15 protein-coding genes are annotated in these 15,310 nt (G+C 46.1%); 7 read left to right on the forward strand and 8 right to left on the reverse strand.

Going from position 1 to position 15,310, the window contains the following annotated elements:
- Nucleotides 1-490 precede the first annotated feature (490 nt).
- The 6 genes from RIE73_RS23655 to RIE73_RS23680 form a co-directional block, all read right to left on the reverse strand.
- The gene (locus RIE73_RS23655) at nucleotides 491-997 is read right to left on the reverse strand and encodes a hypothetical protein (protein WP_446403522.1); all 507 of its coding nucleotides are present in this window, start codon (nucleotides 995-997) and stop codon (nucleotides 491-493) included.
- Nucleotides 998-1,679: 682 nt separating this feature from the next.
- A complete protein-coding gene (locus RIE73_RS23660) occupies nucleotides 1,680-2,306 on the reverse strand; it encodes a hypothetical protein (RefSeq protein ID WP_446403523.1) in 627 nt (208 codons plus the stop codon).
- A gap of 2 nt (nucleotides 2,307-2,308) precedes the next feature.
- Nucleotides 2,309-2,629, reverse strand: a complete 321-nt coding sequence (locus RIE73_RS23665; RefSeq protein WP_446403524.1) for a hypothetical protein — start codon at nucleotides 2,627-2,629, stop codon at nucleotides 2,309-2,311.
- Nucleotides 2,630-2,637: 8 nt separating this feature from the next.
- A complete protein-coding gene (locus RIE73_RS23670; RefSeq protein WP_446403525.1) occupies nucleotides 2,638-2,790 on the reverse strand; it encodes a hypothetical protein in 153 nt (50 codons plus the stop codon).
- Nucleotides 2,791-2,821: 31 nt separating this feature from the next.
- Complete coding sequence (locus tag RIE73_RS23675; RefSeq protein WP_446403526.1) at nucleotides 2,822-3,739, reverse strand: hypothetical protein; 918 nt, start codon at nucleotides 3,737-3,739, stop codon at nucleotides 2,822-2,824.
- A gap of 339 nt (nucleotides 3,740-4,078) precedes the next feature.
- On the reverse strand, nucleotides 4,079-4,675 hold the full coding sequence (locus tag RIE73_RS23680) for a Uma2 family endonuclease (RefSeq protein ID WP_446403527.1): 597 nt from the start codon (nucleotides 4,673-4,675) through the stop codon (nucleotides 4,079-4,081).
- A gap of 390 nt (nucleotides 4,676-5,065) precedes the next feature.
- Between RIE73_RS23680 and RIE73_RS23685 the strand changes: the two genes are divergently transcribed.
- Together RIE73_RS23685 and RIE73_RS23690 are read left to right on the forward strand one after the other, a co-directional pair.
- Complete coding sequence (locus tag RIE73_RS23685; protein ID WP_446403528.1) at nucleotides 5,066-6,928, forward strand: phosphodiester glycosidase family protein; 1,863 nt, start codon at nucleotides 5,066-5,068, stop codon at nucleotides 6,926-6,928.
- Between the two features lie 488 nt (nucleotides 6,929-7,416).
- Nucleotides 7,417-7,839, forward strand: coding sequence for a phosphomannose isomerase type II C-terminal cupin domain (locus RIE73_RS23690; protein WP_446403529.1), 423 nt, complete (start codon nucleotides 7,417-7,419; stop codon nucleotides 7,837-7,839).
- A 251-nt stretch (nucleotides 7,840-8,090) separates the two neighbouring features.
- On the opposite strand, the gene RIE73_RS23695 is transcribed toward RIE73_RS23690, so the two are convergent.
- Together RIE73_RS23695 and RIE73_RS23700 are read right to left on the reverse strand one after the other, a co-directional pair.
- Complete coding sequence (locus tag RIE73_RS23695) at nucleotides 8,091-9,500, reverse strand: IS200/IS605 family accessory protein TnpB-related protein (protein WP_446403530.1); 1,410 nt, start codon at nucleotides 9,498-9,500, stop codon at nucleotides 8,091-8,093.
- A complete protein-coding gene (locus RIE73_RS23700) occupies nucleotides 9,500-10,138 on the reverse strand; it encodes an IS607 family transposase (RefSeq protein WP_446362022.1) in 639 nt (212 codons plus the stop codon). Before RIE73_RS23700 ends, RIE73_RS23695 begins: the two co-directional genes overlap by 1 nt.
- Nucleotides 10,139-10,202: 64 nt before the next feature.
- On the opposite strand from RIE73_RS23700, the gene RIE73_RS23705 reads away from it, so the two are divergent.
- The 5 genes from RIE73_RS23705 to tuf all read left to right on the forward strand — a co-directional run bounded on the left by RIE73_RS23705 (nucleotide 10,203) and on the right by tuf (nucleotide 15,171).
- Nucleotides 10,203-10,532 (forward strand): HesB/IscA family protein, encoded by a 330-nt coding sequence (locus RIE73_RS23705; RefSeq protein WP_446403531.1) that lies wholly within the window; start codon nucleotides 10,203-10,205, stop codon nucleotides 10,530-10,532.
- A gap of 176 nt (nucleotides 10,533-10,708) precedes the next feature.
- Complete coding sequence (gene rpsL, locus RIE73_RS23710; protein WP_446403532.1) at nucleotides 10,709-11,080, forward strand: 30S ribosomal protein S12; 372 nt, start codon at nucleotides 10,709-10,711, stop codon at nucleotides 11,078-11,080.
- Nucleotides 11,081-11,274: 194 nt separating this feature from the next.
- A complete protein-coding gene (gene rpsG / locus RIE73_RS23715) occupies nucleotides 11,275-11,745 on the forward strand; it encodes a 30S ribosomal protein S7 (protein ID WP_446403533.1) in 471 nt (156 codons plus the stop codon).
- 97 nt (nucleotides 11,746-11,842) lie between these two features.
- Complete coding sequence (gene fusA / locus RIE73_RS23720) at nucleotides 11,843-13,918, forward strand: elongation factor G (protein ID WP_446403534.1); 2,076 nt, start codon at nucleotides 11,843-11,845, stop codon at nucleotides 13,916-13,918.
- 23 nt (nucleotides 13,919-13,941) lie between these two features.
- Nucleotides 13,942-15,171 (forward strand): elongation factor Tu, encoded by a 1,230-nt coding sequence (gene tuf / locus RIE73_RS23725; RefSeq protein WP_446403535.1) that lies wholly within the window; start codon nucleotides 13,942-13,944, stop codon nucleotides 15,169-15,171.
- Nucleotides 15,172-15,310: the final 139 nt, after the last annotated feature.

Raw genomic sequence — 15,310 nt, forward strand, 5'->3', positions numbered from 1 at the left:
GTTGGCTTTCCGGAGTAGCATTAGCCACTAAACTACAGACCCAGAAGGGTCAGACACTTTGGTTCTAAAATGAAGCTCTTTAGATGGGGAGACTAATCTTATCGAAAATACTTGACTATGGCAATCCCCAATGTCATGATTTAGGATATTAGCCAAGTAATCAACATGGCTTAAAGCAACAACCATCTGGATGGGTGGGGAACATCCGGTATGACGTGAACCTTAGTCTAGCGTATTGCTTCCCATCCTAGCAGTTAAGGCGTGCAATTGAGGCGTAATCTGAGCGTACCCCTCTATCTAATTTTATGAAATCTTAGAAGTACGAGGGAACATCCCTACCACAGTTTATCATACTGCCATGGTACACCTAATTTGGTGGATGAGAATTGTAGGGGCGCACTGACGTGCACCCAACTTAGGGGAAAGCTGCACAAAGGGTCAACCTTATACCTAACACCTACCCCCACCAAAATACTCTCTGCAGCTAACCCTAGTTACAGTCTTGTCCACCACTATTAACACAAAAAGCAAACGCCAAAAATCGGTTTCTTTCTCCTCCTGTTTCTTCCACTCCCTCCAGTATCTGATTCACTTTGAAGAACAATCCCCCAATTTTTTGTTGGTCTTGCATACTCTGTTGCAAAAACCACTCGGTAGTCGAAAGCGTTTCAAAGGTCATCTGTTGATTCTTAGCATATTGCATGATTAGCGCAGACACCAGTTCTTGCTCAGGTGCCACTAAATTTTGATACCAACTTTGGTATATATCTAAAACTTGTTGGGTCGGATCATCACTATCACTGACATTCCCATCGATACCCAGAACATCACTGAGATTATTAACAGTTCCATCAACGGCTCTTCTGGTATTGTTGATTGTATTCACAGCATCATTGACATCCCGGAGCAGGTCGCCAAAACCAGCTAAAGATATCATCGGGCTGAGACATACTGCCAAAACTGCTAATAACCCACTCGATACCCAGCGTTTTTTCATGATTTGTGACTTTAAATACTTATGATTTAGTCAATAAACTTAACACACTTATTTTTTTAGTGTCAAGGGGAGCATCTCAATAATTGCAATGCTGTCAAAACAATGGTTTCAGGCGTTTTTATTCAGGGATTTGAACGGACATGATATAGTGTGTCATTCTGATACATTAATAGTTGATCAGCAATTTTGCTAGCCTGGAGCAATTAACCTCAAAAAAGTATCCCAGAATACAAAATATCAGAGAATAAAAGATTTTGTAAGGGTTTGAGGACTATTTAGGGCTTGCTGCATTAATCTGAAAGCTATACTATACAATGGTTTTAAGCCATTTTTCCACCCAACAAGTGCAAGGTTTTTACACCTAAACGCTCAAAATTCTTGGATTGCAAGCCTTCGCGATACGCCCTATCGGACACGCTTGGCAAACACAGAATCTTCCCTCGACAGAGGGTTGAAACTATTGCAAGAAAGCCTATTCCCTATTCCCTCTCCCCACCACAAGACTTATTCAGCAGACCCTATTTATTTGCACTGGCTCCGGAATGTGCTGTTTTCTTTTGTCCGACTACTTAGTGTTGGATGCTTCGACGTTGCTGGCTGATCTGAAGGTTAACCGAGTCGATGATATCAAGTGCAAACTAAGCAGAAGTCGTGCAGAAAGTCGATGGCATGGTGGATGAGTTCACAGGTTATTTCTATGGAATAGATGTTGAGCCAAAGGAGTCGATAATATTCCTAATATTTGGTTAACTTCTTTAATAAAGTAATCGTTTAAATCAATAAAAGCTGTTTGATTAACTAACTTGATAAACTTCCAAATCATTCCTGTGGTAACGGCACCATAGATAGCATTGATGGGGATGTCATTTTTTTGATTAAATCGTTGGGCAGCCACCATTTCAGCAATGCATTGTCCTAACCCACTTTTAATATTTTCGTTCTTAGCTTCTACAAGAGTAACGACTGGGGCATATATTTCATACATTTCTGGGGAAGCAGTGAGAATATAATCACAGTATCCATTCAGTCCAACAGTTTGGTCTACGTTGAAGTCTGTGCCAGAAAAGAAGCCGACTTGGAAGTTAAAATGCCGCCGGACTTCTAATAAAACGGGGGCAATAATTAATTCAGACCGTGCTTTTTCTGTGTTGATCGCATTGGCAAGGGGTAAAAATTCATGCAGTGTAATTTTAAGATATTCGCTGGGTTGAAGAGGAGGAATGTCAGGAAAAAGGCGGCTGGTCTCGTCTATAGTTAGGTTAAATGTTGTTCTGACTTTGCTGAGGGTAGTAAAATCGCTGTACGCCATATCTATAAGGTTAACATAGTTTGTTTGATATCATCTTGTTCACCAAGTATAGCAACTGCCAAGACGGTTAAGACACTATGGATTTGTAGAGACGTTCCGGTGGAACGTCTCCTCCGGTGGAACTCCTCCGGTGGAACGTCTCCAAAGAGTGCGTTTGTCCTAATTGATGCGTCTACTGCTATGTAGCATTTCTCATAGGATGAGGTACATAAGTGTGGGCGCAAGCCTTGCGCCCCTACATTTGGGTGTACCAGTATCACTTGATAACCGCTATTATAGCGGTTTGTTCCAGAGGTTTTAGGCAACCTCTTTACTGTAGCCATCACCTGTTTTACCAAGGACTTCCTACTAATGTAAATGCACTCCAATAATACGGATGAGTTAGTTCTTTATCCGGTAATTCAGCCAACTGGGGCGGTAAAGGAAGGGTAAGATTCGGCGTAATCAGTTGACCCTTTTCAAGTCGCACCTCACCCCGAATCATGGCTAACTGTGTCTGTCGTAATGCTTCAGCTTTAATCGGCGCTTAACTCCGCTTCAATGGGAGCAACTAACCATTGATAAAGCTGTTGTGCGGCGGGGAGGGAAGGGCGAGGAATGCGAATATCGGTGACAGCACGGCGTAATTGTTGAGTGGTTTGGAGAACTTTTTCTCGTGTTGCACCGGGTATAGGACGGCGTATGGGTTGTCCCTCAGCGGTGACAATGATTAATTCCAGTTGATCCTGACTGCTGTCGCGTTCACGTTCAGGCTTTTCTAGTTTTTTGTTGAGATCTAATCCGGGAGTTGGTGTTAGTGAGGGGGCGTTACTGGGAACAAAGACAGCATAGAGTAGTGCGGGTTTCGTTCCCGTTTCTTGTTCAATGCGGCGGAGGATGGCTTGGGATTCGGCTTGAGTGGTAGTTGGAGTATCGGATAACCCAAAATAATCCTCATACTGACGAGTAAAATATTCCTCAATTTCTGCCACAATGTCGAGTTTTAGGTCAGGAATCTGGGTTTGGACTATTGGGGGCGGATTTTGGGGCAATTGGAGTAGGTTGACGGGATTAATCGTTGGATTGGCAGATGATTCATTGATGGGATTGACCGGATTAATTGTTGAATTCGGGGACGATTCATTGATGGGATTGACCGGATTAATCGGTTGAGGGGTTGATGGGGATTGGGGTTCGGGTTGAGGAGTTGATGGCGGTTGAATTTGGTTATCTATATTGGTTAAATCAAAGGGTGTCAACTGTAAACCGTTAGCTGTCGCGATGACTTGATAGTTGCCCGCAATTGTATTTGCCGTAACCGGATTCTCGGCGATACCTTGAGCATTGGTAAGGACGGTTATACCGTTACCAAAACTGCCTGATGCACCACTTGATGGGGCGTTGAACGTGATAGGCACACCTGGAATCGGCTGATTAGCAAAGTTCTCTAACACTTGCACAGTCAAAGAGTCAGTAAAAGCCGTATTAACGGGTGTAGTTTGGGGTGAACCTGTGACATTTAAGGTAAAGCCTTGGGACTCAAATGCACCAATATCAACGATGTCATTAATAATGCGTGCTCAATAATTTGCTCCTGCTGTGCATCAGAGAAGGATTCTAAAATTTGAACGACAGTGGCTATATTTTCCTTTGACATCTTTGAGTTAACAAATAGTACAATTTTAATCAATAAACCTGTTGTATTTGCCCGCTTCATGGTTTCACGCGATCGCGAATTATTCTATAGCTACAGGCGCACACATTTTCCCATAATAAAACTATACCATAAAACCTTAGTTTTGCAGCGCCTTTTGAAAATTTTTAATGGCATCCACATGATTCACCATATTGATGAAACGTAATAACAAATCCAGATCAATCCCTCTAACCTCCTCACTACTCTTAATCTGTTCATAGTGAAGTGTCTTCCCCTCTTCTCGCAGGTGATAAAGTTCCAACACCCCATCTTCCCAAAACCAAACTTCCTTGATCTTCAGCCGCTTATAGACCTCCAACTTGTTGATACCGCCACTGGTAAACAGCACCTCAATCGCCAGATCGGGATGGGTTCGACCCGGCGCTAGTTTATAGGATTCATCGGCTTCTCGCTTGACGGCGACTCCTTCACTTTCTAGGGTCATTGAGCCAGTTGGAGTAAAGTCAAATCCTGCTATCAACAGATATAGCTCTAACAATGCACCAATTCTTTCCTTAACAGTTTCCTGGGGTTCTCCAGACATTCGTCGTATCTCCAAAACTCCATCTAAAAAAGAAAGTCGATATCCTGGGCGGTCTAACAATTGCTCAACGGCTTTGAACTCTCTCCAGGTCATTCCCTCAAACAAAAGGGGCGATTCCTTTTTGGGTGTTGCGATTGTGGCTAAAGTCATTTGAGTCTCCCGTTTTTTTCGATTATAAATCAACTCAAGGCTGAACAGGTCTTCCCCCCTTTTTTTAAACTTCAATGACTCTTTTAACTGAAAAGCCAATTGTTACTGGAACCTTTGAGCCGAAATTGCCGTCAACAGCAAAACAGCTTATGTAGAGTTTAGCTTTGATTATTGAACTAATTTCCCTAAAATACATAAAATACAGGAATTAGTTTATCTATACGTTTTAACATTAATTCATCTCACGCCAAAGCCAAAATTATGACAAAGGGGTTCTCACCGAATAAAGCCAAAATTGTGATCGGAATCTTAGCCATTTGCACTTCATGCCTAGGTTTAGCCGCTAAACGTGTTAGTTCTGCGGAATCCCTAGTAATAGAGAGTCTAACCATGGGAGAAATTCTGCAACGTTTAGTTGTTCAGTCAACCCTTGAACTCGATCGCGCATTCGTAGAAGCTGAAGCCGTTACTTCCTCGCCTAAGACTCATAGATTCGCTCAAACTGCCACTCAAATCGTTGACGCCGGGACAAAACTCTCCTTAAATGGTCGTATCGTACCTCTTGCCTGGAAACAGTGGCAAGTTGGGGGAGTCATACGCACGGGTATCAGTGATGTGGGAGTGCAACAACTCTTCGGACTGGAATTGTTGAGTACCCGCAATTGGACGCGACAACCGATACAATGGTTCTCTAATCCCCTGAGTACGCCTCTGGTTCTCGTAGCTCACCATCGTGATGCTTATCGCTATTTAGATATTACAGAGTTTGCCCAACAGGTGGGATGGCAATTTCAAGCCCAAGGAGATACATTAGCGCTAACGTCTGTAGCCGCACGATTAGAAACGATTCGGGAAGAGACACAGCCATGGGGGTTTAGGATTATTCTTGATTTAGATCGTCCCACACCTTGGCACGTTAGCAGAAGCCCCAGTGAAGGGGTGATTATATTAGACGCGATCGCGAATCCATCCCTGATTGAACAGTTTACCCCCCTGGAGCCTGTGGAAGATGAGGGAGATGGGGAAGATGAGGAAGTTGAGGGAGATGAGAAAGATAATGAAGCCTTAGACAATCAACCGACGATCCAAGTTGAAACCAATCAGACTCAAAGCACTATCGGGGTTTCGATTCCAGAGGGTCTACAGTTGCACGTTTTCAGCTTACCGAATCCCAATCGCTTAGTCATCGAACTTCGACCTGATGCCATGGTGGAAAAAGATATTCTGTGGGCGCCGGGTATCTGGTGGCGTCAGCGGACTGTGACACTGGCTGATACTCGATTTCTTGTGGTGTGGTTAGAGGTTGATCCCAAAAATCCGCAAGTCAAGCTGAAACCGATTTGGAGTAATCCCACAACTCAAGTGGGAACCGCCCCCCTGATTAAAACAGCGCAGTTATGGAACGCTGCGGCTGCAATTAATGGTGGCTTCTTTAACCGCAATAATCAACTACCCTTAGGTGCAATCCGCCGTGATGGACGTTGGTATTCTGGACCGATTCTCAACCGAGGTGCGATCGCGTGGACAGATCAGCATCAATTTAAATTTGGACGCCTTAGCCTTGAGGAAACGTTAACCACTGCGACTGGAGAACGTCTTCCGATTTTGTTCCTGAATAGCGGTTATGTACAAGCGGGGATATCTCGCTATACCCCAGAATGGGGCGCAACGTACACCCCTTTAACCGATAATGAAATGATCTCGGTTGTGCAAAATAACCAGATTACGGCTCAATTATCAGGAGGAGTCGCCGGTGAGGAGTCGTTTTTCATTCCAGTTAATGGCTATCTACTCACACACAGAGGCGGTGATCCAAGTGTTACGGCTAATTCTCTGACTATTGGCACAAAGGTTCAGATTGAACAGAAAACCTTGCCGATTGAGTTTAACAATTATCCCCATATCCTGGGTGCAGGTCCGTTGTTACTGCAAAATCGCCAAATTGTGTTAGATGCCAAAGCCGAAAACTTTAGTCATGCCTTTGCCCAACAATCTGCCATTCGGAGTGCGATCGGGATCACGGCAAATGGCACACTAATTATTGCCGCCATGCACAATCGCGTCGGTGGCAAAGGACCCAACTTAACCGAAACTGCCCAGTTGATGCAGCAACTAGGAGCCGTTGATGCCCTCAATCTCGATGGTGGCAGTTCTACTGGACTCTATTTGGGCGGTCATCTTCTAGATCGTTCTCCTTATACAGCCGCCCGGGTTCACAATGGTTTGGGACTCTTTCGCCCCACTTTCCCCTAGTGCAAGAAGGCAGGAGGCAGGAGGCAGGAGGCAGAAGGGGAGAAGGCTTATACAATAAGACGCGAGCCCCTTTTTTAACTGGAGAGTTACTTCCGCCGCGCTGGTCTAGTGCGGCGCGGCGAAAATACTTGAGCAGCTTCGTAGATACGATGAAGCAGGGGGAGCAGAGGGAGCAGAGGGAGCTGGGGAAGATGTTAGCTGTTCAGTTATTTCTGCCTTCTTGCACTAGTCCAACCCGCCCCGATATGGAGTAGATTAACGAAAATAACCAACCCATTCTTAAAGTTCCGATAAAGCTCAAGTCCCTAAATGTGAAGACTTCCTACAATTTGATAAATTTACCCCCTAAGACGTGCAAAACCTAAGTCGAATTTGCTAGTGTTGATTGTGGTTAGCTTTTGTGTTGTTGAGAACCTGGCAATAGCTAAAAACCCGATAAAACGTTTTTACACGCGATTAATGTCGTAACTATTTTCAGGAGAAATACTATGGTTCAGCAAGCAGTTCCTCATGATTCGGCGATCACCCTACCCAGATCGTTGACTGCCGAAGGCGCTGCCGCTACAGAACTAAGACCTTGGGGTTCATTTACTGTTCTGGAAGAGGGGCGAGGATACAAAATTAAGCGGATTGAGGTGAAACCGGGTCATCGCCTTAGTCTGCAAATGCACTACCATCGCAGTGAACACTGGATTGTTGTCAGTGGTATGGCAAAGGTTATTTGCGGAGATAAGGAATTATTGATTCATCAAAATCAGTCCAGCTATGTTCCTCAAGGACATGCTCATCGCCTAGAAAATCCGGGTGTCATTCCGCTAGTACTAATTGAAGTACAGAATGGCGAGTACCTTGGCGAAGATGACATTATTCGCTATGAAGATGACTACGCCCGCAATGAGTCAAACACCTAATTGGTTGGATGGACTGAAGCCGCTAGTACGGCTTACTATATTAGCTTGACCAAAATTGGCTCCTCCCTAATCCTAAGGGAGGAAATTTTTTTGGCTCTAAGTGAGGACAGTTCTCATCATTATCAATCAATAAGTAGGTGGACTAAACCGCTCATAAAAATGTATACAATCATAATCATTCGTTGCCACAAGTATACACCACGTCCAACGAAGCGGTAGTTGAACGATTCCGCTGTGGATTTTCACCACGTCTAGAAGTGCGTTTCCGCTTGCTGGAGCATTCCGTCTTGCGACTCGACGCAAAGCATGACCTCTAGTTCTCTGTTAGAGAGCGTATAATACTGGTGACGCGGCAAACGTCCCAGCTTTTTATGTAGCTCCTGCCATGCAGACCATGAGTGTTTCGCTGATTTCACACCAGCGTAAGCTCTGTGGTTAGGCACTCGCTCTGATAGTCGCATGGCTCTACGCGCTAGAACCATTGCAGCAGCAGTATCGGACGATAAACCGTACTGCCTCATAAACTTAACTAAACCGATGAGTGAACTGTAGGCTGGGTTGACCTTGATTAGTTCAATCCCAGCCATCTGAGACTTTTGCTCAAGTATGAGAGTGAATTTGCTATAGACGAAGCCTGACAGCATCCGGGCGTAACGCCTGCCTTGCTCTCTCATCTGAGATTTCTTGGCACTGAAGTCTAGATTCTCAATGGCAATGGGGCATTGCAACGACTGAGCAATCAAGACAATTTGCTTGATCACATCATGCAGTGTGGCTTCAGTCTGTCCTGACTTACGACCGTGCAAGTTCAGCCTGAACTGCCCGTGATGTTTGAGGTTTCCATCGCCATCTACATACGTCCAACCAATCACGCCTGGATTAATATCTAGTCCTAAGCAGCCATATTGACGCGGCAATGACTGGCGATCAGGTTCAGGAACATCTGTAGAGCAGGCAATGAACCATCTGAAGTCTTTGCAGTAGACACGGTAGGATAGCGCTCTATTAGCCTGGATAGCCTCATCAACCCACTGCTGTCCCTGCTCATACTCAAAACGCAACGGTGCGGCAATTGTCTTGCCATATTTCAACTCTAGAGCATAGGGAACTCGGAATTTGATGGTATCGCCATCGTACTGAGCGATCTGATTGCCAAAACTTTCCTTTGTGGCTCCAACGGTCGTGTACTGAGTTCCTTTATTGCCTAAGCTGACTGGCAACGGAGCATTCTTGAGGTGCTCTAGCTTGTTTTGTAGCAAGTGCAGACGACGTTTCTTTTGATGAATGACGAACCTCTTGTGAGTCCTAAGATGCTGCCTGAATCGAATAGAACAAGCATCAGGCAGTTTAGCCAGTGATTTGACGGCTGTTTTCAGCCACGTCCTAGTAGATTTGATTTGCTGCTCTAAGGTCTTAACATGGCGTTTGCGGCACTCTTTAGCGGATACAATAACACCTTTTATCTCAGATCGAATAGCATTAACCTGCCGTTTGTTTAGCCCGTACTTAGGCTGCAAGTCTCGAATGAGATCATTCTCGTTTTCACTTGCCAACATTCGATTGAGATACTCAACCCTAGCGGGTTCGACGAGCTTAGAAGCATCAATAGCGAACTGCCACAGTTCTACAGGTAATTCAGTTGTGACAGTTCTTTGAACCATTACTTCACCTCGTCGGCTACTTGCTTTATTCCATCAATAAGCCTTTTGTTTTTATTGCTTCTTTTTCCATAAAGCCGTGCCGAAAAGACCGTAATGATTTCTAATACATCCTCTACTAATTCTTGCTCAAAGTTCACTTCAGCGTTAGTTTTGTTGATGACAACAACCTCGGTTTCACACTCCTCACAAACGGCAAAGACAAGCTCAGAGCCAAACCGTAGAAGCCTATCTTTGTGGGTTAACACCAATCGGTCTACCTCACCTGACATGATTCGCTTGAGCAGCTTTTGTAGTCCTTTCTTCTGGTAGTTCAAACCACTGCCAAGGTCTTGAATCGTTTCATATTGCCAGCCGTTAGCTGCGCTGTAAGACTCAAGCATTTGCACTTGTCTCACCAGATCTTCTCTTTGATCGTGGCTGCTGACTCTGGCATAGTTGATGGTAATGCGGTCGCCTGGAGCAGTGCGCGGTCTTACTGTTTTGAGGTCAGACAACTTAAATCGGTAACGACCACTAGGAGATAGCTCGTAGGGCAGTTTACCAGCCTGCGCCCATCTCCTGATCGTGATTACGCTAACTCCGACTTCTTTAGCTGCTTCCCCAATGCTGACCGTTGGCACGTCCTGAATAATGTCCATACGGTATACATTTAGTATAGACCTGTATACCTTTGTATATGTTTACGGACTCAGTTGTCAACCCATGATTACACTGACTCAAGCGGCAACCGATGAAATTAGACGCCTGCAAACCAAGCGCCAGCAACAGCAAGCTCGATTACGCTTAGGCGTGAAGTCAGGAGGATGTGCAGATTTATACTATACTCTGGAGTTTGATGATGCCGTTAGAGCGAGCGATCGCATCTATGATTGTCAAGGCGTGGCTGTTGTCGTGGATGAAGCGAGCATCAAGCATTTAACCAACCTAACCTTGGATTATTCCGAAGATCTGATGGGCGGCGGGTTTCGCTTCTATAACCCCAATGCCATTGAAACCTGTGGCTGTGGTAACTCGTTTCGAGTTAAGACGTGAGGAATGATCCTAGGGTTAAGGAGTAATTAAAGGACAAAGGACGTAGCTTGCTTCTTTTCGGGAGCGAGTATGACCAAGAACAAAAGACCAAAAAATTGACATTGTTACCCAAAGGTCGGTACAATCAGAATTTGTCAATACTTGAAACAAGTAAGGAATTTTACGCGCCGTAACTCATGCCCACTATTCAGCAGCTTATTCGTAGCGAACGCGCCCAAATTAAGGCGAAAACCAAATCGCCTGCATTGAAACAATGTCCACAACGGCGGGGTGTTTGTACCCGCGTCTACACGACAACCCCCAAGAAACCGAACTCAGCCCTGCGGAAAGTGGCACGGGTACGTCTAACCTCGGGTTTTGAAGTAACGGCGTATATTCCAGGAATTGGTCATAACCTGCAAGAACACTCAGTCGTCATGATTAGAGGCGGGCGGGTGAAAGATTTACCTGGTGTTCGATATCACATTATTCGGGGAACGCTAGATACAGCAGGTGTGAAAGATCGTAAGCAGGGTCGTTCCAAGTACGGAACCAAGCGTCCTAAGTAAGCCAACAGAGCGTGTCTAAATCTACCCCCACCCTGTTAAACTTACCCATAGCTGTTTGTTTCGGGTAGCTTTATTCGGGAAAATATGGAGATGAAGTGGCTTGTTCGTTCAAGCGACTCTTAAACCTGGAGAAAAAAACCAGTTCCAGGGTAAATAGTTAAATTTGCCGTGTATGTATTTTGTAAAGGCTTACTATGTCTCGTCGTACAGTTGTTAAAAAGCGCCCTGTCCCCCCTGACCCGGTTTATAACAGCCGTCTGCTTAGTATGATGGTGCGCCGGATTATGCATCATGGGAAAAAATCAGTAGCATCTGGGATTATCTATGACGCCTTCAAAATTATTGAAGAACGCACCGGAAAGGAACCGCTAGAGGTATTTGAAGAAGCGGTACGGAATGTCACTCCGTTAGTCGAAGTGAAAGCCCGTCGGGTTGGAGGGGCAACCTATCAAGTTCCGATGGAAGTCCGCTCAGAACGCGGAATAACATTAGCCATGCGCTGGTTGATCCAGTTTTCCCGAAGTCGTTCAGGGAGAAGTATGGCAAGTAAATTGGCAAATGAGCTGATGGATGCGGCAAATGAAACCGGGAATGCCATTCGTAAGCGCGAAGAAACCCATCGGATGGCAGATGCCAATAAAGCGTTTGCCCATTATCGCTACTGATACGGACAAAGGACAAATCCCTAAAAGGTTAAACAAAGTATAGAATTGTAAAGAGATAGCAACGTGTAAACTTGCGGCACAGACGAAGGAGGTAGCTGTGGCACGTACCATCCCGCTTGGGAAAATACGCAATATCGGGATTGCCGCCCACATTGATGCGGGCAAGACAACAACAACGGAACGGATTCTGTTTTACTCAGGAATTGTTCACAAACTAGGCGAAGTCCATGAAGGGACAGCCGTGACCGACTGGATGGCGCAAGAGCGGGAACGGGGAATTACAATTACTGCTGCTGCCATCAGCACGAACTGGTTGGAACACCGGATTAACATCATTGATACACCAGGTCACGTAGACTTCACGATTGAAGTTGAACGTTCGATGCGGGTTTTGGATGGTGTAATTGCTGTATTCTGCTCAGTGGGAGGTGTCCAGCCCCAATCGGAAACCGTGTGGCGTCAAGCGGATCGCTACCGGGTACCGAGGATCGCCTTTGTCAACAAGATGGATCGCACGGGTGCTAACTTTTTCAAAGTATACGATCAACTCCGCGATCGGCTGCGTACCAATGCGGTGGCGATCCAAATTCCCATCGGCAGTGAAAGTGATTTCCACGGGATTGTGGATCTTGTGCAAATGCGTGCCCGGATTTATACCAATGACCTGGGTACGGATATGCAAGATACAGAAATTCCCGAAGAGGTCGAGGAGTTAGCCCAAGAATACCGAGTCAAGCTGATCGAAGCTGTAGCTGAGACCGATGAAGCGCTCTTAGAAAAATATCTGGCAGAAGAGGAACTCACCGAAGACGAAATTCGCTCTGCCCTGCGTAAAGGTACAATTGCCGGTACGATTGTGCCAGTGCTGTGTGGTTCAGCCTTCAAAAATAGAGGAGTCCAGTTACTCCTAGACGCAGTGGTAGACTATCTACCCTCTCCGCCAGAAGTTCCGCCAATTCAGGGACTATTGCCTGATGGGACACCGGATAGCCGACCCGCTGATGATGAAGTTCCCCTATCGGCGCTGGCATTCAAGATTATGTCAGACCCTTATGGTCGTTTAACCTTCATGCGGGTCTACTCAGGAATCCTGAAAAAAGGCAGCTACATTCTCAACTCCACCAAAGATCACAAGGAGCGTATCTCCCGGCTGATTATCTTGAAATCCAACGAACGGATTGAGGTGGACGAGCTACGAGCTGGCGACCTTGGTGCAGCAATTGGTCTCAAGCAAACGACAACGGGTGATACAATTTGTGGCGAAGAAGCACCGATTATTTTGGAATCGCTTTATATTCCAGAGCCAGTGATTTCGGTAGCTGTAGAACCCAAAACCAAACAGGATATGGAGAAGCTTTCCAAAGCCCTCCAAGCCTTATCGGAAGAAGATCCGACATTCCGGGTGAGTATCGACCCAGAAACCAATCAAACTGTGATTGCCGGAATGGGTGAACTCCACCTGGAAATTCTGGTTGATCGGATGCTGCGGGAATTCCGAGTGGAAGCGAATGTAGGTGCCCCTCAGGTGGCGTACCGAGAAACCATTCGCAAATCCGTGCAAGCTGAAGGCAAGTTCATCCGTCAAAGTGGCGGTAAAGGTCAGTACGGTCATGTCGTCATTGAATTGGAGCCAGGTGAATCCGGTAGTGGGTTTGAATTTGTCTCCAAGATTGTTGGTGGTTCCGTACCAAGGGAATTTATTTCCCCGGCTGAACAGGGTATGAAAGAAGCCTGCGAATCGGGTATCCTGGCTGGGTATCCCCTCATTGATGTCAAAGCCACATTAGTTGATGGTTCGTACCACGATGTTGATTCTTCGGAAATGGCGTTCAAAATTGCTGGTTCGATGGCAATTAGAAACGGCGTCACGAAGGCTGCACCTGTGTTACTCGAGCCGATGATGAAAGTGGAAGTTGAAGTGCCTGAAGACTTTCTCGGAGATGTCATGGGCGATCTCAACTCCCGCCGTGGTCAAATTGAAGGGATGGGTACCGACGAAGGTATTGCCAAAGTTTCTGCTAAAGTTCCATTAGCCGAGATGTTTGGTTATGCTACGGATATCCGGTCTAAAACCCAAGGTCGAGGTATCTTCTCAATGGAGTTTAGCAACTACGATGAAGTGCCTCGTAACGTGGCTGAAGCTATCATTGCTAAGAGCAAAGGGAACGCATAACTAAGAAAAGGAAAACGTAATTCATGGCACGCTCAAAGTTTGAAAGGACTAAACCCCACGTCAACATTGGCACAATTGGTCACGTAGACCACGGTAAAACAACGCTGACGGCTGCCATTACTATGACTCTGGCAGCATCAGGTCAAGCAACCGCTAAGAAGTACGACGACATTGATGCGGCACCAGAGGAAAAGGCGCGGGGAATTACCATTAACACCGCTCACGTTGAGTATGAAACGGAAAATCGCCACTATGCTCACGTTGATTGCCCCGGACACGCTGACTATGTGAAAAACATGATTACGGGTGCGGCTCAAATGGATGGCGCGATCCTGGTGGTTTCAGCCGCTGATGGTCCAATGCCGCAGACGCGGGAACATATCCTTCTTGCCAAGCAGGTAGGCGTCCCCAACTTGGTCGTCTTTTTGAACAAAAAAGACATGGTGGATGACGAAGAACTCCTGGAATTGGTGGAACTGGAAGTCCGCGAACTCCTCAGTGATTATGAATTCGATGGAGATAATATTCCCATCGTGGCAGGTTCGGCGTTAAAGGCGCTCGATTCTCTCACCTCTGACCCAAACATTAAGAAGGGTGATAATGAGTGGGTGGATCAGATCTACCAGTTAATGGACGAGGTCGATGCTCACATTCCTACCCCAGAACGGGATGTAGATAAGCCCTTCCTGATGGCAGTTGAAGATGTCTTCACGATTACCGGTCGTGGGACGGTCGCCACGGGTCGGATCGAGCGGGGTAAGGTCAAGATTGGCGACGAAGTTGAGTTAGTTGGACTCCGGGATACCGTCAAGAAAACCGTCACAGGTATCGAGATGTTTAAGAAGAGTCTCGATGAAGGGATGGCGGGTGACAATGCCGGAATTCTGCTCCGAGGTGTTGAGAAAAAAGATATTGAGCGGGGAATGGTACTTGCCAAGCCCGGTTCGATCACACCTCATACTCAGTTTGAGTCGGAAGTCTATGTCCTCAAAAAAGAAGAAGGAGGTCGTCACACTCCATTCTTTTCCGGCTATCGTCCCCAGTTCTACGTTCGTACCACCGATGTAACCGGAACCATTAGTTCCTATACCGCTGATGACGGTAGCAACGTGGAAATGGTCATGCCGGGAGACCGGATAAAAATGACTGTGGAGCTAATTAACCCGATCGCGATTGAACAAGGAATGCGCTTTGCGATTCGCGAAGGGGGTCGCACCATCGGTGCAGGTGTCGTTTCTAAGATCATCAAGTAACCCTGTTCTGACTCGGGGGAGTAGGAGCAGAGAACACGATCAGCGTCTCTGCTCCTTATTCTCTGTGTTGAACTTAAGTCAATGATGTAGTCCTGGCGCGGCTCGGAACTCGACCCCAACGTGGCATCGGCGGATGAAA

It is taken from the genome of Coleofasciculus sp. C1-SOL-03 (assembly GCF_040220555.1).
Taxonomy (GTDB): domain Bacteria; phylum Cyanobacteriota; class Cyanobacteriia; order Cyanobacteriales; family Coleofasciculaceae; genus Coleofasciculus.

Excerpts from the sequence above, each read along its gene's own strand:
- RIE73_RS23680 (WP_446403527.1), bottom strand. The coding sequence starts at position 4,675 with ATGACTTTAGCCACAATCGCAACACCCAAAAAGGAATCGCCCCTTTTG.
- RIE73_RS23685 (WP_446403528.1), top strand. The coding sequence starts at position 5,066 with ATGGGAGAAATTCTGCAACGTTTAGTTGTTCAGTCAACCCTTGAACTC.
- RIE73_RS23695 (WP_446403530.1), bottom strand. The coding sequence starts at position 9,500 with ATGGTTCAAAGAACTGTCACAACTGAATTACCTGTAGAACTGTGGCAG.
- RIE73_RS23690 (WP_446403529.1), top strand. The coding sequence starts at position 7,417 with ATGGTTCAGCAAGCAGTTCCTCATGATTCGGCGATCACCCTACCCAGA.
- rpsL (WP_446403532.1), top strand. The coding sequence starts at position 10,709 with ATGCCCACTATTCAGCAGCTTATTCGTAGCGAACGCGCCCAAATTAAG.
- tuf (WP_446403535.1), top strand. The coding sequence starts at position 13,942 with ATGGCACGCTCAAAGTTTGAAAGGACTAAACCCCACGTCAACATTGGC.
- RIE73_RS23660 (WP_446403523.1), bottom strand. The coding sequence starts at position 2,306 with ATGGCGTACAGCGATTTTACTACCCTCAGCAAAGTCAGAACAACATTT.
- RIE73_RS23700 (WP_446362022.1), bottom strand. The coding sequence starts at position 10,138 with ATGGACATTATTCAGGACGTGCCAACGGTCAGCATTGGGGAAGCAGCT.
- RIE73_RS23655 (WP_446403522.1), bottom strand. The coding sequence starts at position 997 with ATGAAAAAACGCTGGGTATCGAGTGGGTTATTAGCAGTTTTGGCAGTA.
- RIE73_RS23705 (WP_446403531.1), top strand. The coding sequence starts at position 10,203 with ATGATTACACTGACTCAAGCGGCAACCGATGAAATTAGACGCCTGCAA.
- RIE73_RS23665 (WP_446403524.1), bottom strand. The coding sequence starts at position 2,629 with ATGGCTACAGTAAAGAGGTTGCCTAAAACCTCTGGAACAAACCGCTAT.
- RIE73_RS23670 (WP_446403525.1), bottom strand. The coding sequence starts at position 2,790 with ATGATTCGGGGTGAGGTGCGACTTGAAAAGGGTCAACTGATTACGCCG.
- rpsG (WP_446403533.1), top strand. The coding sequence starts at position 11,275 with ATGTCTCGTCGTACAGTTGTTAAAAAGCGCCCTGTCCCCCCTGACCCG.